The following is an 18,152-nucleotide window of genomic DNA, read 5'->3' on the forward strand; positions in this document are numbered from 1 at the left end:
TACGATTATGGATGAGAATAAGAATTATTTTGCCATTGCCATCACTCGTACCTGCGGAAGCGGAGGAGGAAGCTACATCGGTAAAAAACTGGCGGCTGATTACGGGATCGATCTGTATGACAGAAAGCTTTTGCGTCTGGCATCAGAAGACAGCGGAATCAATGAGGCGATATTTGCAAATGCAGATGAAAATACGAAAAAAACTTTTTTATACCGTGCCTCAAGAAGAGTCTACAGCGGCGAAGTCATTCCTAAGGAAAGCGGCAATTTTTTATCGGATCAGAACCTTTTTAATTATCAGGCCAAGATTTTGCAGGAGCTTCTACATCATGAATCCTACGTCTGCATCGGCCGGGCAGCGGATTTTATCTTAAAGGATGAGCCCAATGTAGTATCCGTGTATCTGGATGCCCCCTATGGATTCCGCTTAAAAAGAGAGATGGAGCGGCAGGGAATATCCGAACAGGAGGCTGCAAAGTATATAGACAAACTGGATAAATACAGGAATTCCTATTATATGTACCATACCGGAAGGCAGTGGAAGAACCCTGAAAATTATGACCTTTGCCTGAACACGGAAAGTCTGGGGCTGGATCATTGCGTGGAATTAATTAAGAAATTTGTAGAGTTAAAATTTGGGATTTGTTCCAGTGAAAAGGAGATATTATGAAAGAGCTTGCTTATTATGATGGAAGGATCGGAGCCCCTGAGGAATTGATGGTTCCCTTTCAGGACCGGGTTCATTTTTTTGGAGATGGAGTTTATGATGCTACCGTTGGAGGAAATCATAAAGTGTATCTTCTGGAGGATCATCTGGACCGTTTTTACTCCAGTGCCAAAGCTCTGGATATTAAGATTCCCATGGATAAGAAGGAGCTTGGAGAACTTCTGACCAAACTTCTTTCCATGGTGGAGGGGAATACTCATTTTGTGTACTGGCAGGTGACAAGAGGGACGGCTCCCAGGGATCATGCTTATGACGAGGCAATGCTTGGAAAGCTGTGGGTCATGATAAGGCCAAATAAACTAAAAGACCCTGATGTTCCCATCCGCCTGATAACAATGGAAGATACCAGGTTTTTTTACTGCAATATTAAGACATTAAATCTTCTCCCGTCTGTGCTTGCCTCTCAGGAGGCTTTAAAAGCTGGAGCAATGGAAACTGTTTTACACAGAGGAGATACGGTGACGGAGTGCGCCCACAGCAATGTTTCTATTTTAAAAAACGGAACCTTCCTTTCCCATCCCAATGATAACCTGATCCTTCGGGGGATTGCAAAGACCCATATGATTCAGGCCTGCTACAGGCTTGGAATCCAGGTACTGGAGCGGGCATTTACCATGGAAGAGCTTATGGATGCCGATGAGGTCATCGTGACTTCTTCTTCTAATTTTTGCCTTCATGCAGACGTTATTGACGGAAAGCCTGTAGGTGGAAAGGATCCGGCGACGTTAAAGAAGATTCAGGAAGCTGTTTTGGAAGAATACTTAGAGTATACAGGAAGAGATAGTATATTTGATTAGGAGTGGATGATGGATAGAGGCGGACTGGAAAAGAGAAATGTGGGAGAAAACCTGGATGCTCTGATGAATTTAGATCCCAGGGGCTATGGGGTATGCCGGATTCTTTATGCCGGGAGCCGGGAGCAGATGGGGGAGCCTCTTACCATGAGAGCGGCGGAAATGCTGTGTGAAACGGTGAAAGAAGATGATCTGGTTTATATACTGACAGGTTTTGTGCTTCTGCCTCATAAGAAGCCGGAGATGGATGGAATGGTCAGTTCCATGCTGCTGGCAAGAGCACTAGTCATGGCTTTTGGGGCAAAACCTGTTATCATCTGCCCTGAGGACTGTGTGAAGTCGGTAGTGAAATGTGCCTGCGTGGTAGGCCTTCATATTTACCAGGATATAGGGACCGTAAGGGAACTTCCTCTCAGCATGGGAGTGATAGCCTTTACAAAAAATCCGGCCAGGGCAGAAATCGAAGCGGAATGGCTGATAAAAGAAGGGCTTCCCGGAGCGGTAATCTCTGTGGAGGCTCCCGGTTCCAATGAAAATGGTGTTTATCACAATTCAGCCGGAGACAATGTAACAGAGCTGGAAGCCAAGACAGATATACTATGGGAAATGCTTCGGAAAAAGGGTGTCCTAAACATAGCCATCGGTGATCTTGGCAATGAGATCGGCATGGGAGCCATAGCAGATCATATTAAAAAATACATACCTTTAACGGCTCCCGGGGAATGTGTATGCGGCTGCGGAGGCGGAATTCTGGCGGCCAGCCGGGCGGACCATGTGATAACGGCAACCTGTTCTGACTGGGGCTGCTACGGTTTGATCGCGGCACTGGCTTACTTAAAGCGGGATATGGAGATTCTTCACCGGGAAGAAATGGAAGCGGAACTGATGAGAGCGGCGTCAAGAACCGGTCTTATTGATATGACCGGTTCACTGATCCCTGGAATCGATGGATTTAGTACCCGGCTGAATACAGGAATTGTCAGCCTGATGCGCCAGTGTACGGCTTATGCAGTCCGATATTCCCATAATTCCGATCACTGGTTTCGTTCTGTGCTGGAAAAAGGATTTTTTGAAGAAGGGGATGGGCCATGGTTCAAATAAAACCGGTCGGTGACTGCGGCGCCCTGGTGGAATTGGGTGATTCCATCAGTGAGGAGGTAAATGCGAAGGTAATGGAATTAAACCGGAAGATCCATGAGCTTCCGGTGGAAGGGATTCTTGAGACAGTACCTGCCTTTTGTTCTGTTCTCGTTTGTTATGACCCTTTGAAAACAGATTATGATACGGTATTAAAGGTTCTTTCTCTACTGTCAGAATCATTGGAAGGCAAAACAGGGATAAGAGGGAGGCTGGTGGAAATTCCGGTCTGCTACGGAGGCAGCTACGGACCGGATCTTTCCTTTGTAGCAGAGCATGGAAAGATCACGGAGGACGAGGTGATCCGGATTCACAGCAGCAGGGATTACCGTATTTATATGCAGGGATTTCTTCCGGGCTTTCCCTATCTTGGAGGAATGGATGAACGCATTTTCACTCCCCGGTTAAGCTCGCCCAGAACCAGGATTCCGGCGGGGAGTGTAGGAATCGGAGGAGAGCAGACAGGAATTTATCCCATGGACTCTCCAGGAGGCTGGCAGTTGATCGGACGTACGCCTTACTGTCTTTTTAAGCCGGAGCAGGTGGGAAAACCTCTTTATGAAGCCGGTGATTCCATTCGTTTTGTGCCTATCAGCCAGGAAGAATATAAAGAAATAAAAAGAAAACAGGAAAAGGGGTGACGGGATGGGATTTGAAATCTTGCGTCCTGGAGCCTTGTCCACGGTTCAGGATAAAGGGAGAAGAGGATTTTTAAGCCAGGGCATCCAGGAAAGCGGTGCCTGTGACAAGTATTCCATGAAGCTTGCCAATCTTCTTGCCGGGAATCTGGAAGAACCGGAAACAGCGGCAGTTATCGAATTTACGTTAAAAGGCGGTGAGATCCGTTTTAACTCTGACGAGATCATCGCCTTTGCAGGCGGGGATATGAAACCCTGTATCAATGGATTCCCGGTTCCCATCTTCTCTCCGATTCTGGTAAGGACAGAAGATATTCTGACCATGGAGCTTGCGGCTTCCGGCCTTCGGACTTACATGGCGGTCTATGGAGGAGTAAAGGTTCCTTCTGTCATGGGAAGCCGTTCCACCAATTTAAAATGCCGCATTGGTGGCTTAGAGGGAAGGGCACTCCTTGAAGGGGATCGACTGAAGTCAGGAAAAGATCTCAGACAGTTTAAGAAAATAAGAAAGAAATTAAAAGGGAATGAAAAGCTGGCAGCCGTGGGAGAGAATGAACCATGGCTGCGTCATTCGTCAACACCTTACCGCTTTTATGGAGATGACCGTATGGTTCTTCTGCGTGCCGTAATGGGCCCCCAGGAAAATGCTTTTACGGAACTGGGACTTAACACTCTGATACGGAACCCTTTCCGGTTAAGCATGGACTGCGACCGCATGGCCTGCAAACTGGAGGGCGAACCCATTGAAATGAAAAATGGAGCAGATATCATATCTGATGGAATCGTAGAAGGCTCAGTTCAGATCTCATCTTCTGGACTTCCTATGGTTTTGATGGCAGATCATCAAACTACCGGAGGATATGCAAAAATCGCTACGGTGATCAGCACGGATATCCCTGCACTGGCCCAGCGAAAGCCGGGGGAGTGGGTGGCATTTCAGTATGTAACTCCAGGTGAAGCCGTGGCAATCTGCCGGAAGGAAGAAGATAAGCTGAGGAATTTTAAGGAACGGCTTAGGAATATCATTTACGGGTAAATAGACCATAAGACAGGAAAGAAGGAATGAACATGGAACCAGAGTATAGACACAGAGAACCCAAAGAAGTCCGCCGGCTGATCAGGGAGGGGGTGATCCACAGCCCTACCACCGGAATGTGCGGCGGCTATGCCCAGGGAAATCTGGTGATCCTTCCCGAAGAGCTGGCCTGGGATTTTCTTTTGTTCTGCCAGAGAAATCCCAAGGCCTGCCCGCTCCTGGAAGTATCGGATGCAGGGAGCAGGAGTTTTCCCCTGACGGCAGAAGGAAGTGATATTCCAAGGGATATTCCCAGATACCGGGTGTATGAATACGGCGCGTGCACCGGTGAATACACAGATGTATCAGAACTATTTGAGGAGTATCAAAGAACCAGGGGAAAGCTGGTAAGCTTTCTTATTGGCTGCAGTTTTTCTTTTGAAACAGCACTTTTGGAGGCCGGGATACCGGTGAGACAGATTGAGGAGGGGGTAAATGTTCCTATGTTCCATACGAACATTCCCTGTACGTCCGCAGGAATATTTTCAGGTAATATGGTGGTAAGCATGAGGCCCATTCCTCATCATCAGGTTTCCTATGCGGTTGTAATTACTGCTTCCATGCCAAAGGTGCATGGGGCACCTGTTCACATCGGTTATCCGGAAGCTCTTGGAATAAAAGATATCAGCAAACCGGATTTTGGGGATCCGGTGACCATAAATAATGGAGAGGTGCCTGTTTTCTGGCCCTGCGGGGTAACTCCCCAGGCAGTGGTCATGAACAGCAGGCCCCCCTTTGTAATTACTCACGCTCCGGGACACATGTTTATTACGGATTTAAAAAATGCAGAATTAAAGAATTAGAGGTGAGAGTATGCCGGTCATTGACTTAAACTGCGATCTGGGGGAAAGCTTCGGCGCTTATAAAATAGGACTGGATGAAGAGGTGCTGCCCTATGTTACATCGGCAAACATTGCCTGCGGCTTTCATGGGGGAGATCCTGTGGTAATGGAACAGACGGTGGCTTTATGTAAGAGATATGGAGTGAGGGCAGGGGCCCATCCGGGTTTCCCTGATCTGGCGGGATTTGGAAGAAGAAATATGAGCCTTACTCCCAATGAAGTAAAAACCAGTGTTATGTATCAGATCGGGGCATTGAACTCTTTTTGCAGAGGAGCCGGAATCAGGCTCTGTCATGTAAAACCCCATGGGGCCTTGTACAACATGGCGGCAAACGATTATGAACTGGCAAAAGCCATATGCCAGGCGATAAAAGAAGTGGATGGCAGCCTGGTTCTCCTGGCTCTCAGCAATAGTGAGATGCTTCGGGCGGCCAAGGATACAGGAGTGTCTGCTGCCAGTGAGGTATTTGCAGACCGGGCCTATGAAAGAGATGGAAGCCTGGTTCCAAGAAGCCGGAGAGGCGCGGTGATTGAAGATGAGGAACTGGCATTAAAGCGGGTAATCCGAATGGCGAAAGAAGGGGTGGTGGAAGCCATTGACGGAAGCACGGTTTCCATTGATGCGGATTCTGTATGTGTTCATGGAGATGGAGGGAAGGCTCTGGAATTTGTAAAGAGGCTAAGAAAAGGATTTTCAGAAGCAGGAATAGAGGTAAAATGATTTTAACGGCCAAACCAAAGGCGTGGCATGGAACTGTCATGCCTTTTTTGTATTTTTCCGATTACAGAAAAGCTGAAATTATCAAGCACATAGAACTTCTGCATCTATTTATTAGAGAAAGAAAATGACGGTTTTGATTTTTATTTCAAAACCGTCATTAGTATACTGGGTAGCAATTTGATAATATTGGTATTCCAATATCTATTCGTTCTTTGATACCTGTCTAGCCGTAGCGTAATATATAATAATAAGTGCAGAACCCAACAATAAACCTCCTACAATATCGGTGAACCAATGTACCCCTGATATAAAACGCCCAATCACCGTTACGGCGATGATAGCAACAGATATGACCTCCGCCGAAATTCTAATTGATTTATTTCGTATCCGGGAATGGAATTGCATAATAGCGGTAGTCATGATACATAGTACAATCATCGTATGGGAAGATGGATAGGACGCTTCTAATGTACTTACCAAGATAATTGGTCTGTAATTAACAATAAATATTTCAAACAATACATATGAAAATATTACGATGATATAAAATACTCCAAGTAATATAATATCGCTGTCTACACACTTGATACTTTTTCTTTTTATTAGCTGCACTAACCCTAATATAGCAAAACCCATAGCAACAAGGATAGCTGCAACACCAATCCAGTCTGTGATGTGGTACCAAAGCAAGTTTTGCCCAAGCAGTTTGAACATAAAGCCATTTAAGGTAGAAAATCCAACCGTGGATTGCTCCGGACCTATGGGGCTGACGTCAAATGTTAAAACCGCCACCGTAAATAGTATGAATAGCAAGAATAATATTCCGGCAAGAATAAAACACTTTTTATTTTTCATCATATCTTCCTCCTTTCAGAACATAGGGCGGCAAACTATTTAAGCCAAGCCGTATTCCATATGGTTTTACTAATCTGTTTGTTTTAATGATAAATTCCATTCATAAAATCCTTTCTGTAATATTGATATGTGTGTGTGCCAGCCACATCATCATTGTGTGGTCAAGTATGGAAATATTCAAGATACGAATCGTCACAACGGCAAAAACCCTCCGACACTTTTCGTGTCGAAGGGTTTTTACAAGTCTTTTCAGATCAATTTACATTATTCGGCTGCTCTTTATCAAAAGAACCACCTTAATCATTAAAAATAGGAAAAGGAGAGAAGTCGCAGAGGGTTGACGAGTTGCAACATAAACAAGAATACAAAAAGCCTGTAACAGAATAGAGCAGGTTCTGCTAATACGATCCCATTTATCATTCAAAAAATGTTGAGCAATTATTTGTACGATACCCATCATTGCCATTAGAATAGGCGAAACAAGATAAATCGTCCATGTAATGGTGCTTACGTCTGGGTTCGAAAACAAACTCACTGCCCGAATCAGGTCACTATCCTGTCGAATATAAAGCGGAAGGAAATAAAAGGAGATTGTCATAACATCTAAAGTACCATAAACCAGACTGAAAATCTTATTTATATTAGTGCGGTTCTCGTTTGCCGCAAGGGAAATCAACTCCTCACCTGACAACAAATCATCAATAGATACCGAGAAAAGTTTTGATATATTTTTGAGCGAATCGATATTCGGGTATCCCTTGCTACTTTCCCATTTTGATATAGCCGTTCTGGATACAAATAATTCTTCTGCAAGCTGTTCCTGTGTCCATTCTTTTCCTTTTCGTAATTGTTGTAATTTCTCGCCAAATTCCATATACAATACCCCTATTAGTCATCTGTTTTTATGCGGCCATCAATAGGCTATCTCAATGCGACAGGCGCTGCGATACTGCAATACACGCCTATCAGATATGCCCCGTATCATGGCTGCTTTAATTGTTGCGATCATAGCGACACTTCCATGATTATTATACTTTAACTTGTTATAGACGAATTATACCACAAAAAGCGGTTCAAAGAGAGCCCCAAGACTATTTATACAAAACAAAGAAGCAAGGCATATGTCTTGCTTCTTTGTTAGTAGATTAATATTATATGGATCATGCGTTGCATAGATGAAATCTCTTAGGGGCGTATTAATTAAGTACTGGAAATGTTTCGTTGATTAAAAAATACCTCCATGTTCCATCTCAGTCTTATTTACAAAATCCATATGGTATAGTTTTTCCCAATGATTAATGTTTAATGTTCCCTTAGTGAGATGGATTGCCAAAAAGCAACAGTTTTCATCCTTTTCATTATTAGCCATATCGTACCATTCGGCAAAAGCTGTACGGAGTTTGGTTCTTATTTCGGCATTATTTGGATCAAGCACCCAACCGAGATTTTCACCTACTCCATTAGCGGTGAACATCTCTAAACAACCCGCAACCGAAACCTCCGAATTTTGCGAGATTTGCTGCATTTTGTTTGATTTTCCATGTGTTACAACATAAAATGTGCCGTCTTCATAATAGGCGTCCACACTACGGACAACCGGGCGGGGCATTCCGTTAGCGCCCGGCTCCCGCGCAATCGTAGCGAGGGAAATAACATTGTCTTTGCCGTTTCCGAACTTTTCTTCGATTAATTTTAAGCCTTCTTCGTAATTGCTCATTTACTTTTCCTCCAGAATTAATTATTTATTTTTCTCGTTTCTTAAAAGGAATCCACAATTCCACATAAGAGATGTCGGACGTACTTTTATAATACATCTCAGGGAAAAATCCATCGGCAATTAGATTGTGCTTTTTAAGCCAGAACCGAGTGTATTTCATTGCCTTACCCATATTAATTATCATTTGTTCATGATTTTCCGATTCAAAGCCACAGACGATATATTCTCGTATGGGAAGCTGCCAATTTGTAAATCCAGGATTTTTCTCGTCTTTTTTTACTTCTGCACCAACAAAATAACTCGAATAACCGTCTGGTGCATCGCCGTGATATGAAACACCAACCCAGCGCCCCTCTGAGATATGTGAGATATTCGGAAGAACCCTAAAAAACCTGTCCCAGATCTCCCCAACCGTGTCAACGCCGGTTCTTTCGCCAAACATTTTACCATATTTGAATGGATAATATCCTGTAACACCAAGAAAATTAATTGGCTCTTTAAGAAATTTACGGTTCATTTCCAAAACCAATCCATCACTAATCAGCGGTACACCCTCATCAATCACAATATAACCAAGCGATAAATCGGGTTTGTCAAAATTCTGTAAGCCAATCGGTTTATCTCGATATTGTGAAGGGGTAATTCCATAGGTTTCTTTAAACGCTCGCGTATAAGTTACGTGACTACCAAAACCGTATTCCATTGCAATATCAATAATGCGGTTTTCTTGATCACGCAGCATCGTGATAGATTTTGCCAATCGGCGCAATTTAATATAATCCCGAACCGATGTTTTTACCAATCGAGTGAATAATCTCTGGTAATAAAACAGTGACAGTACGGCTGTTTCAGCCAGTTCTTCGATGTGGATTTCTTCATCAAGATGTTCTTCGATGTGGTTCAGAGTTTTTTGTATGGCTTCCCATGCATGCATATAGATTCCTCTCTATAAGACAATATACCACAGACGAAAAACGAATGCTTAACGGTGTCTGCTCTTTTTTATCTGATCAACAGCTTGAATAAATTACACCTTAAAAATTACCAAGTAAGGTGTATTATTTTAAATTATAATAATCTTCTTTTAAAAGTGCATACATAGAAGCGTCACAAATTCCCTGATTATTAATGTCAGCATTACGCAATGTTCCCTCAAACGTTAACCCACATTTTAACATTACCTTACCTGAATTTGGATTTCTTGGATCATGTCGAGATTCAATACGCTTAACATCGACTTTTTCAATCAAAAATGGAATAATCCCCTTAAACGCCTCAGTGGTTATCCCTTGATGCCACCATTTTCTCCCGATACAGTAACCAATATGTACCATATCAATTTTTTCGTTCATATGTACAACGCTAATCGTACCAATAGGTTCATCGCTATTTTCTTTTAATACGATTGCCCATTGATAAAATTTATTGTCAGAATAACGATTAATCCAATCTGATAATATACGTTCAGCTGCTTCGACAGACATAATAGGTGACCATGTTAAAAATTTTGTTACTTCTACATCGTTTGCCCAATTATTAAACAGTGCTCGCGAGTCGGATATAATAAATTTGCGTAATTGCAATCGATCTGTTTCTATCTGTACCGTTCCTAAATGATTGATAGTTCCCCCCCCCTATCATATGAATACTAACTATTTTGCTTTTAATAATTATCAATTTATCTGAGTATATACCATAAAATACAAAATTACAAATATTAAAAAGCACTATATATAAATTGCTTTTCTTACTTTAACATCCATTATTTTTGTATCAGAATGGGATGTATTAGATTAAGTATGATCGTGAATATATGGAGAAAAAATCGATAATATATGCTTGATATATAAACTCGCGTAGAGGGTACGCGGAGTGGGCCGGGTGCGGATGCTGAATAATTTGTATGGCCTGGCAATGCTATACACAAATATGATGATACCTTTTTCTGTTGTAACCTTATGCGGCTTTTTTGACGGAGTACCTAAATCTCTGGAAGAAGCGGCATGGATTGATGGCTGCGGCTATCTGCAGGCATTATTTCAGGTGATTGTACCAGTTATTATGCCAGGCATCGCCGCCACATTTATCTTTGCGTTCATCAATTCCTGGAATGAACTTTTTATGTCAGTTATGTTTATTGATGTGGATAAATTTAAGACAATACCGGTAGGACTTAACGCTCTGATCGCTTACAGCCGGATCGGTGAAAGGATGATTGAGGATATAAGGGAATGTAATTTTTACCTTAGGATTTGAATAGGACGGAAAACAGAAGAAAGATCATATAGGGGGAAACTTAAAGGGAACGGTATGATGCGGTTCCCTTTTGTTTTAGAAAGTAGTCCTGTAGAATCGGTATGCGTATTGACATAAGATTTTGTAAAATCTATAATGTTATCATTGGTTTAAGCTTTATAAGTTTCGGAGTAATTTGCTTTGCTTCTTATCTTTGATATGTTAAGAAATGATCGCCAAGAGATTATTTGAACCTTAATAGAATTTTGGCTGACAGATATAGAAATAAGAAAGTAATACTTTTAGGGGAAAATGATTGTGATTGAGATAGCTGTTTGTGATGATGAACGTTACTTGCTGAGAGAATTGGAAACATGTTTGTATGAACTTGGAAAGAGTGCGGGGATTCAGGTAGACGTGGAATGTTATGAAGACGGAAAAGACCTGGTTAAAGTAGTTAACGAAGGAAAGCGGTATGACATTATTTATCTGGATGTCCGGATGAGACATATGGATGGCCTGGAAGCGGCATATAAAATACGTGAAATAGACCGTACAGTGCAAATGGTGTATGTGACATCTCATGACAGATGCATGAAAGAAACCTTCCGGGTTGCACCAATTGGATTTATTACAAAACCCATAAAAAAGAAAGAATTTGAGGAAACCTTTTATTATGCATTAAGGCTTGTAGAGGAACAGGATGCGTATTACCGTTTCCGGTATATGAAGTCGGATTATAAAGTGGCAATACGTGATATTCTGTATTTTGAAAGCAGGCTTCGGGTGGCTGAAATTACTTTGCAGGATGGCTGCTTAAAAGAATATAGAGCGTTAAATGATATAGAAAAAAGCCTGGAACAAAGCACAGGGAGATTTTTACGGATACATAAGTCTTATCTGGTAAATTACCAGCATGTTATTCGAATGGGGTATGAAGAAATAGAGATGCCGAAAGGAATCATATTGCCCTTGAGCAGGACGTACAAAAAGTCGGTAGAAGAAAAATTGAGACAGTTTAAAAAGAGGTAAATAATGAATGCAGTTAAAATGATTTTTACAGGTATAAGTATGTCGTTATATTCTACTTATTTACTGAAAGTATATCTTGATATTTTTCTTGTAAAGAGGAGCGGATGTACGAGGGTGGTTGGTTGGCTGCTTTTTTTCCTATGGCAGATTTGCATCAATACGGAAATAGTTTTTTTCCATCCGGTAATAAATTTGATAATGACATTAATGTCAATTTTGTCAGTTGGTATTATTTCTTATGAAGGGATTTTTTGGAAGCGGTGTTCATTTCCTTTAACATTCGTGATGATGTGGATGCTTTTGGAAGGGATAGCAGAAGCTGCCTATTCATATCTGAATAATGGGCAAAGTCCGACATTTTTGTTTAACTCTATTTCTTCAAAAGTCTTATTGTTTTTAGTAGTGATGGGAATCCGACGGTTTATGAACCGTCATGGAGGCGGAAGAGTGGCTTATGGCGGAGGCGTCCATATAGTCATATTTTTGTTATCAGGAATGGTGTTATATCCTATCTTTTATATGCTGGTAGAAACATCGGAAATAAAAGGAACGGATACCTTTGGCTGGCTGTTTATGGCAGCGCTGATATTAACGGTTATGAATCTATCCATGTACCCCATTTACTTAAGATTAGTGGAAACCATTCAGCTAAAAAGGAATTCTTCTATGTATGTAAAACAATTGGAAAACTATGAAAAACAGCATGGCCTGGAGGAAGCGGCGGCAGCAGAGATACAGGAAATGAAACATGATATGAAACAGCACCTGATCTATTTACAAGAGCTGACAAAATCTGATCAAAAAGAAAAATTATTAGTGACTTTGGAACATTTGATCGGCCAAACAGGGAGCATAGGACGATTGGAGTCAAGAACAGGAAATTTGATAATAGATGCTTTTGTAAATCATGTGTGGGAAAAGACCTGTAAAAAAGGGATACTTTTACATACAAAGCTGGATGTACCTCATGTGATGAAGATAAAAGATGAAGATCTGGGAGTTTTGCTGGGAAATGCCTTGGACAATGCGGTGGAGGCTTCAGAACATGTAAAAAGGGGCAAGGGAGAGATTTGGATAGAGATAACGTATGAAAAAGGATATTTGTATATTTTCGTCAGAAACCGCTATCAGGGAAAAATAGAGTATAACAAAGAAAACAGACTGGAAAGCCGGAAAGAAGAGGCATTTCATGGCTGGGGGATTCACTCGATGAAGAAGATAGCAAAAAAATATCATGGTCATGTGGAATTGGATTGGGAGGGAGATATATTTTCATTGGAAACTATATTATACGATGATATATAATTAAATTTAAAATTAAAGATTTCATGAAAGACAGGATGACATTGAAGCATGAGTTGGATGTCATTTTGTCTTTTTTATTGGATCCATTTCATTTAAAAGTTACATATAAACCGTTAATAATTACATGGAAGGGGAAAAACACGAGAATTATAGTATATTGTAAAAAAATAAAGGGGAGGTTGTTTGCTTATATAAAGATTTAAAAAGCATTCAGGTTGCGAAAGATGTATTTTTAAGGTTTGGTCTGGCGATTTGAGAGAGATAAGGAATTAATAAAGTAAGAATCTAAGAACCAGTTAAAGAAAGGTTAAAGATTCCGAATGATTAAGTGGAATCAATAGGAGGTCATAATTATGCAATCATATTTTGTACAAATGAACGAGGATTATATTAACAAACATTACCCGAAGCGTTCCGTATTTTCTTCGGTTAATAAATCTAATCAGAAAAATGGAATAGGTATTTATGTCTTCTTTGGTATTCTTATGGTGATGTCCGGATTGGGAACTGCTTGGGGGATCGTAACAACGATAGGAAGTATAAAAGAAGGGGAAAGTGATATGGTTGCTCCAGGTTTATTTATCATTGGGTTTTTCTTTGTCATTTTTGCTATTTCGATTTTTACAATAATATTCACCCATAAGCGGAATAGCCTAGGTGCCGAGGGGTTGATTAAAAAAAGCGCTAAAAATAGTGAGTGTAGTGAAAGTGAAATTCGCGAATTTGAGCTTCAGGCAATGGCTTCCGATAGCTTTATTCTTGCACTCACAGGGAAGATGAAAGCTGTGTTGTCCGGGCAGAAAGATGGGATACTGACAAGAGATTTCATCTATTTAGCCGATTGTAAAAATATTGTTATGAAACGCAGCGATATTGTTGGGGCTTTTCTTGTAGAACGGACATTTTATATTAATGAAAATAAATATACCCGCAAACCTGTTAGATATTTAACGATTACTATTGTTTCAAATAAATGCATTCAAACGTTAGCAGAAACTTCTATAGAAGCTGGCAAAGCTCTTTTAACGATGCTTCAAGAACAAAACCCACAGATTGATACAAAAGATTGCAGTGTCATACAGGAGAAGGAACATAATAAATACTGTAAAATGATGCTTTCTTCTCATTCATAGTAATAGCAAACTATACATAATCCTGTTGAGGGGTATAAGTAAACCGTAAAAGTTTAAACTCAAGTTGGCAGGATACTAATTAATAAGATAAATGAGGGGATCAGCTATGAGTTTAAGAAACATATATCGTAAAATTGCTAAGGGGAATGGTGTATCGGTTGCAGAAGTAAAAAGAGAAATGCAATCTGCAATTGACTATGCTTATAAAAAGAATGATAAATCTGAGCGTGAAAGGGTTATTCAAGAGAGTTTTTCTTGTAAGGGAGAAGTGCCTGATGCGGAAGAACTTATTAACGCCTCGGTTCGTAAATTAAAAGGCAACAGATCATAATAATGAATAAAAAATGACTACATATACCTCATAGGAGATATATGTAGTCATTTGAATGATTGCGCGTGTAATTTTATAGAATATACTCTTATTGTTTTATCTTACAATTTGAAATATAATAAACAGAATAATTACAATCTGGAGGAACGACCCCAATGACAAACCAAAGCCATTTTTGCACCTGTACAGAAACCACTTGCAAACTCAACCCATGCAATCACAACCTGGGCTGTGACCCATGTATCCGAAAGAATTTAAAGCAAGGAGAAATCCCTGGCTGTTTCTTTCACCTAATCAGTGATGATACATCTCAGCTTAAAGAATTTACTATTGAAAGTTTTGTCCAGTTCTATTTAAAAAACAAAGAATAGATGTTACGCTAAGCCTTCACCGGTCCAGCGGTTATTTACATAATATTGCCTGATTAAAATAACACCTATCACATCTGCCAGAGCCCACCCAATAGGAATTGCCCACCATATCCCAACCATTCCGATCCAATTTACACCCGATAATATATAAGCCAGGATAACTCTGGTACCAAGGCTTACAACGGTAAGTATAATGGATACTCCTGGCTTTCCGATCCCACGGAACAGGCCATAAAACATAAACAGATACCCGATCAGGCAATAAAAGCCAGCTACAATAGAAAGGTACTGCACTCCAATCCTCAATATCTCTGTTTCACTTTTATTAATAAAGATATACATCAAAGGCTTTGCAGACAATAATATTAAGACGGAAATGATAACGCAGTAAATGGTTATTATTTTAACTGCGGAGCGTATTCCGGTGTAAATACGTTTTTGCTTTCCTGCACCCATATTCTGGGCGATAAAGGTAGAAAAGGCGTTGCCAAAATCCTGCACCGGCATATAAGCAAAGCTTTCTATTTTAACGACTGCCGCAAAAGCTGCCATTGCAGAAACACCGAAGCTGTTTACCAGACCCTGTATCAACAAAATTCCAAAATTCATAACCGAATACTGGATGCTTGAGAGTATGGAGAAATTTGAGATTTTTTTAATAATATTCTTATTAAAATACAAATGCTCCCTTTTAAGATGGATCAGAGGAACGCGCAGCATGCAGAAAAGAGCAATGCCAATGGCAGAAAATCCTTGTGCAATGATTGTGGCATAGGCAGCACCGGCAATCCCCATCTGAAGTGGAACAACGAATATGATATCCAGCACGATATTAATAACTGCAGATAGAATAAGAAAGATAAGCGGCACTACCGAATTACCTATGCTACGCATAGCAGCGCTGAAATAATTATAAATATATGTAAAGCTAATCCCATAAAAAATAATCTGCAGGTAAGTTTTTGCGTCCCTAAAAATTTCCTCAGGAATATTGATAAAGGTTAAAATCTCATCAATAAAAATGATAGAGCACACATTGATAATAACTGTGACGATTCCAATGAAAACAAAAGCTGTAAAAAAGCAGTTTTTTAGTTTATCAATTTCCTTTGCTCCAAAGATCAGGGAAAATACCACGCTGCTGCCCATGCAGAATCCAATGATGATAGAGGTCAATAAAACCATAACAGAAAAAGAACTGCCTACCGCAGCAAGGGCATTGGCACCAATAAACTTTCCCACAATCACTGTATCTGCAACATTATATAATTGCTGAAATATGTTTCCTATGATCATGGGGATAGCGAAATTTATCATGACCTTTGTCTCATTGCCGTTGATCAGATCTCTTGTAGTGTTCATGTTTATCCATAATATCCTTTCAAAGTATTAATTGCGGCAGGGAAAATCAATTTGTGAATGTTTTTAAAAATTCATTGTGTCATGTAACCCCTTATTTATGCAATGCATAAAGGGTATCATTAGAATATTCTTTTGTCAATAAGTAAGGAAATAGCGATATTGGTAAAAAGGAGCCGTCAAAGCTGTGACATTAATGCTTCCTAAGGGCCATAAAAAATACTTTTCTTTTACATTAACCAGGCGTTCAGATATGAGCGTCTTTTTTCATGCCAAAATCTATGAAGAAAGTATAGCATAGACAGCATCATTAATACCGGTCCTTTTATACTGCCCCATCCCGTTTCGTTACAGCTCCACCCTGCGTGAGATGATATTCTTAATCACTGTTAAGGCAGATAAGCCATAAACCGTATATCCGCCATATTTAAGTATATAAATTGCCAGAACAAACGGCGGGTTTGAAAGTTAATTAACAACATTGTTAAAAAAATACCTAACAAGTCGAAGATCATTGTGCGAATCATACAAAAATCCAAAAACGGATTATCTGGTTTGGATGATGTATTGTAAGAAAAATTTCTTTAAAATAAAACCATGGATTCGAATCGATAGAAAAAAGATTCAGGAGGTAGCACAAATGGATATTTCCGTCAATGAAATCAGGGAAGCATTGGACTGGATGTCCTCTTATGGGAAAAACCAAACAGGGGGAATGACCAGACTCCTATATTCCAGGAGCTGGCTGGAAGTACAGCTGGCTTTAAAGGAAAAATTTGAGCAAATAGGAATGGAAACCAGGTTTGACGAAGTGGGGAATTTATATGGAAGGATTATTGGAACGGAACCGGAATCCGGTACCATTGCCACAGGTTCCCATGTGGATACGGTAGTGAATGGAGGGAATTTAGACGGTCAGCTTGGAATCTTTGGAGGATACTTAGCTGTTAAGAACCTTCTGGAAAACCATGGAAGACCGAAAAAGAATCTGGAGGTCATTTCCATGGCAGAAGAGGAGGGAAGTAGATTCCCCTATGTTTTCTGGGGAAGCAAAAACTTATTTGGCTTGGCAAAAAAAGAAGAGGTCGAAAATCTCACAGATTCAGAAGGAATCAAATTCGTGGATGCCATGCATGAGTGCGGATTTGACTTTAAAAAGGATGCTGTTGGTTCCATGAACGATGTAAAGGCATTTATTGAGCTGCATATCGAGCAGGGAAATACCCTTGAGATGGAAGGAAAATCCGTAGGAGTGATCACTGGAATCGTAGGGCAGAGAAGATATAACATCACCTTAAAAGGTGAAGCAAACCATGCCGGCACAACTCTCATGAAATACAGAAAGGATGTAATCCAAGTATTTTCCGAAATCGTATATGATTCCTTACATAAGGCAAGAGCCATAGGGGACCCGTTGGTTTTAACCTTTGGAAAAATCGAAGTAAGACCAAATACAGTAAACGTGGTCCCTGGAGAAGCTTTGTTCACCATGGATTGCCGCCATACGGATAAAGCTCTTTTAAAAAACATAACTACCGAGCTGGAAGAAAACATGAAGCAGATCGCAAAAAAACATGGGGTGGAAATAGATTTAGACTTATGGATGGATGAGATGCCTGTTCCAATGAATGATGAAATGATCCGTCTCATAGAAAAGGTTTGCAGGGAAAAAGGCTTGAATTACCGGATGATGCACAGCGGCGCAGGCCATGATTCCCAGATCATAGCGCTCAGGATTCCTACCGGCATGCTATTTGTCCCAAGCATTAAGGGAATCAGCCATAATCCGGCGGAACGGACAGAACTATCGGATTTGAAGCAGGGAATTGAGGCATTAACGTCATCTCTATATGAATTATCATATCAATAAGAAAAGTGAG

Annotated in this window: 19 protein-coding genes and 1 pseudogene; 14 read left to right on the forward strand and 6 right to left on the reverse strand. The window is 40.5% G+C overall.

Annotated features, from left to right (window positions below; genetic code table 11):
- Nucleotides 1-7 precede the first annotated feature (7 nt).
- The 7 genes from BMX69_RS02420 to BMX69_RS02450 are packed head-to-tail and all read left to right on the forward strand — an operon-like array spanning nucleotide 8 to nucleotide 5,934.
- A complete protein-coding gene (locus BMX69_RS02420; RefSeq protein ID WP_100041464.1) occupies nucleotides 8-670 on the forward strand; it encodes a cytidylate kinase-like family protein in 663 nt (220 codons plus the stop codon).
- The gene (locus BMX69_RS02425; protein WP_054789767.1) at nucleotides 667-1,524 is read left to right on the forward strand and encodes an aminotransferase class IV; all 858 of its coding nucleotides are present in this window, start codon (nucleotides 667-669) and stop codon (nucleotides 1,522-1,524) included. The genes BMX69_RS02420 and BMX69_RS02425 overlap by 4 nt, the downstream gene beginning before the upstream one ends.
- 6 nt (nucleotides 1,525-1,530) lie before the next feature.
- Nucleotides 1,531-2,622, forward strand: coding sequence for a DUF4392 domain-containing protein (locus BMX69_RS02430; protein WP_330387594.1), 1,092 nt, complete (start codon nucleotides 1,531-1,533; stop codon nucleotides 2,620-2,622).
- Complete coding sequence (pxpB, locus tag BMX69_RS02435; protein WP_054789768.1) at nucleotides 2,610-3,299, forward strand: 5-oxoprolinase subunit PxpB; 690 nt, start codon at nucleotides 2,610-2,612, stop codon at nucleotides 3,297-3,299. Before BMX69_RS02430 ends, pxpB begins: the two co-directional genes overlap by 13 nt.
- Before the next feature lie 4 nt (nucleotides 3,300-3,303).
- A complete protein-coding gene (locus BMX69_RS02440) occupies nucleotides 3,304-4,332 on the forward strand; it encodes a 5-oxoprolinase subunit C family protein (protein WP_054789769.1) in 1,029 nt (342 codons plus the stop codon).
- 32 nt (nucleotides 4,333-4,364) lie between these two features.
- Nucleotides 4,365-5,174, forward strand: a complete 810-nt coding sequence (locus BMX69_RS02445; RefSeq protein ID WP_054789864.1) for a putative hydro-lyase — start codon at nucleotides 4,365-4,367, stop codon at nucleotides 5,172-5,174.
- Between the two features lie 10 nt (nucleotides 5,175-5,184).
- Complete coding sequence (locus BMX69_RS02450) at nucleotides 5,185-5,934, forward strand: 5-oxoprolinase subunit PxpA (protein WP_054789770.1); 750 nt, start codon at nucleotides 5,185-5,187, stop codon at nucleotides 5,932-5,934.
- Nucleotides 5,935-6,135: 201 nt separating this feature from the next.
- Here BMX69_RS02450 and BMX69_RS02455 read toward each other — a convergent pair whose 3' ends face one another.
- The 5 genes from BMX69_RS02455 to BMX69_RS02475 form a co-directional block, all read right to left on the reverse strand.
- Nucleotides 6,136-6,792: a phosphatase PAP2 family protein gene (locus BMX69_RS02455; RefSeq protein WP_054789771.1), complete on the reverse strand. Its 657-nt coding sequence runs from the start codon at nucleotides 6,790-6,792 to the stop codon at nucleotides 6,136-6,138.
- 256 nt (nucleotides 6,793-7,048) lie between these two features.
- Nucleotides 7,049-7,663, reverse strand: coding sequence for a helix-turn-helix domain-containing protein (locus tag BMX69_RS02460; protein ID WP_100041468.1), 615 nt, complete (start codon nucleotides 7,661-7,663; stop codon nucleotides 7,049-7,051).
- 351 nt (nucleotides 7,664-8,014) lie between these two features.
- Nucleotides 8,015-8,506: a pyridoxamine 5'-phosphate oxidase family protein gene (locus BMX69_RS02465; RefSeq protein ID WP_100041469.1), complete on the reverse strand. Its 492-nt coding sequence runs from the start codon at nucleotides 8,504-8,506 to the stop codon at nucleotides 8,015-8,017.
- Nucleotides 8,507-8,531: 25 nt separating this feature from the next.
- Complete coding sequence (locus tag BMX69_RS02470) at nucleotides 8,532-9,440, reverse strand: AraC family transcriptional regulator (RefSeq protein WP_100041470.1); 909 nt, start codon at nucleotides 9,438-9,440, stop codon at nucleotides 8,532-8,534.
- Nucleotides 9,441-9,564: 124 nt separating this feature from the next.
- Nucleotides 9,565-10,089 carry a GNAT family N-acetyltransferase gene (locus tag BMX69_RS02475; protein WP_330387595.1) on the reverse strand — a complete coding sequence of 175 codons (525 nt, stop codon included), beginning with the start codon at nucleotides 10,087-10,089 and terminating at the stop codon, nucleotides 9,565-9,567.
- A gap of 301 nt (nucleotides 10,090-10,390) precedes the next feature.
- On the opposite strand from BMX69_RS02475, the pseudogene BMX69_RS02480 reads away from it, so the two are divergent.
- The 6 genes and pseudogenes from BMX69_RS02480 to BMX69_RS25180 form a co-directional block, all read left to right on the forward strand.
- Nucleotides 10,391-10,693: pseudogene (locus BMX69_RS02480) on the forward strand (ABC transporter permease subunit); the annotation flags it as partial.
- 366 nt (nucleotides 10,694-11,059) lie between these two features.
- The gene (locus BMX69_RS02485) at nucleotides 11,060-11,773 is read left to right on the forward strand and encodes a LytR/AlgR family response regulator transcription factor (protein WP_160117904.1); all 714 of its coding nucleotides are present in this window, start codon (nucleotides 11,060-11,062) and stop codon (nucleotides 11,771-11,773) included.
- A 285-nt stretch (nucleotides 11,774-12,058) separates the two neighbouring features.
- A complete protein-coding gene (locus BMX69_RS02490) occupies nucleotides 12,059-13,078 on the forward strand; it encodes an ATP-binding protein (protein ID WP_242941420.1) in 1,020 nt (339 codons plus the stop codon).
- Nucleotides 13,079-13,431: 353 nt separating this feature from the next.
- Nucleotides 13,432-14,211, forward strand: coding sequence for a hypothetical protein (locus BMX69_RS02495; RefSeq protein WP_100041474.1), 780 nt, complete (start codon nucleotides 13,432-13,434; stop codon nucleotides 14,209-14,211).
- A gap of 106 nt (nucleotides 14,212-14,317) precedes the next feature.
- Entirely contained in the window at nucleotides 14,318-14,542 is a 225-nt protein-coding gene (locus BMX69_RS02500) for a sporulation initiation factor Spo0A C-terminal domain-containing protein (RefSeq protein WP_054789780.1), read from the forward strand.
- Nucleotides 14,543-14,697: 155 nt separating this feature from the next.
- Nucleotides 14,698-14,913 (forward strand): DUF6485 family protein, encoded by a 216-nt coding sequence (locus BMX69_RS25180; RefSeq protein ID WP_100041475.1) that lies wholly within the window; start codon nucleotides 14,698-14,700, stop codon nucleotides 14,911-14,913.
- Between the two features lie 3 nt (nucleotides 14,914-14,916).
- On the opposite strand, the gene BMX69_RS02510 is transcribed toward BMX69_RS25180, so the two are convergent.
- Nucleotides 14,917-16,275, reverse strand: a complete 1,359-nt coding sequence (locus BMX69_RS02510) for an MATE family efflux transporter (protein WP_100041476.1) — start codon at nucleotides 16,273-16,275, stop codon at nucleotides 14,917-14,919.
- A gap of 637 nt (nucleotides 16,276-16,912) precedes the next feature.
- On the opposite strand from BMX69_RS02510, the gene allC reads away from it, so the two are divergent.
- A complete protein-coding gene (allC, locus tag BMX69_RS02515) occupies nucleotides 16,913-18,142 on the forward strand; it encodes an allantoate deiminase (protein ID WP_100041477.1) in 1,230 nt (409 codons plus the stop codon).
- Nucleotides 18,143-18,152: the final 10 nt, after the last annotated feature.

Source organism: Lacrimispora sphenoides JCM 1415, from assembly GCF_900105615.1.
Taxonomy (GTDB): Bacteria; Bacillota; Clostridia; order Lachnospirales; family Lachnospiraceae; genus Lacrimispora; species Lacrimispora sphenoides.

Bases quoted from the DNA above. Each gene is read 5' to 3' on its own strand.
- BMX69_RS02450 (WP_054789770.1), top strand. From the start codon at position 5,185: ATGCCGGTCATTGACTTAAACTGCGATCTGGGGGAAAGCTTCGGCGCT.
- BMX69_RS02440 (WP_054789769.1), top strand. From the start codon at position 3,304: ATGGGATTTGAAATCTTGCGTCCTGGAGCCTTGTCCACGGTTCAGGAT.
- BMX69_RS02430 (WP_330387594.1), top strand. From the start codon at position 1,531: ATGATGGATAGAGGCGGACTGGAAAAGAGAAATGTGGGAGAAAACCTG.
- pxpB (WP_054789768.1), top strand. From the start codon at position 2,610: ATGGTTCAAATAAAACCGGTCGGTGACTGCGGCGCCCTGGTGGAATTG.
- BMX69_RS02465 (WP_100041469.1), bottom strand. From the start codon at position 8,506: ATGAGCAATTACGAAGAAGGCTTAAAATTAATCGAAGAAAAGTTCGGA.
- BMX69_RS02500 (WP_054789780.1), top strand. From the start codon at position 14,318: ATGAGTTTAAGAAACATATATCGTAAAATTGCTAAGGGGAATGGTGTA.
- BMX69_RS02495 (WP_100041474.1), top strand. From the start codon at position 13,432: ATGCAATCATATTTTGTACAAATGAACGAGGATTATATTAACAAACAT.
- BMX69_RS02455 (WP_054789771.1), bottom strand. From the start codon at position 6,792: ATGATGAAAAATAAAAAGTGTTTTATTCTTGCCGGAATATTATTCTTG.
- BMX69_RS25180 (WP_100041475.1), top strand. From the start codon at position 14,698: ATGACAAACCAAAGCCATTTTTGCACCTGTACAGAAACCACTTGCAAA.
- BMX69_RS02460 (WP_100041468.1), bottom strand. From the start codon at position 7,663: ATGGAATTTGGCGAGAAATTACAACAATTACGAAAAGGAAAAGAATGG.
- allC (WP_100041477.1), top strand. From the start codon at position 16,913: ATGGATATTTCCGTCAATGAAATCAGGGAAGCATTGGACTGGATGTCC.
- BMX69_RS02490 (WP_242941420.1), top strand. From the start codon at position 12,059: ATGATGTGGATGCTTTTGGAAGGGATAGCAGAAGCTGCCTATTCATAT.
- BMX69_RS02445 (WP_054789864.1), top strand. From the start codon at position 4,365: ATGGAACCAGAGTATAGACACAGAGAACCCAAAGAAGTCCGCCGGCTG.
- BMX69_RS02470 (WP_100041470.1), bottom strand. From the start codon at position 9,440: ATGCATGCATGGGAAGCCATACAAAAAACTCTGAACCACATCGAAGAA.
- BMX69_RS02510 (WP_100041476.1), bottom strand. From the start codon at position 16,275: ATGAACACTACAAGAGATCTGATCAACGGCAATGAGACAAAGGTCATG.
- BMX69_RS02425 (WP_054789767.1), top strand. From the start codon at position 667: ATGAAAGAGCTTGCTTATTATGATGGAAGGATCGGAGCCCCTGAGGAA.
- BMX69_RS02420 (WP_100041464.1), top strand. From the start codon at position 8: ATGGATGAGAATAAGAATTATTTTGCCATTGCCATCACTCGTACCTGC.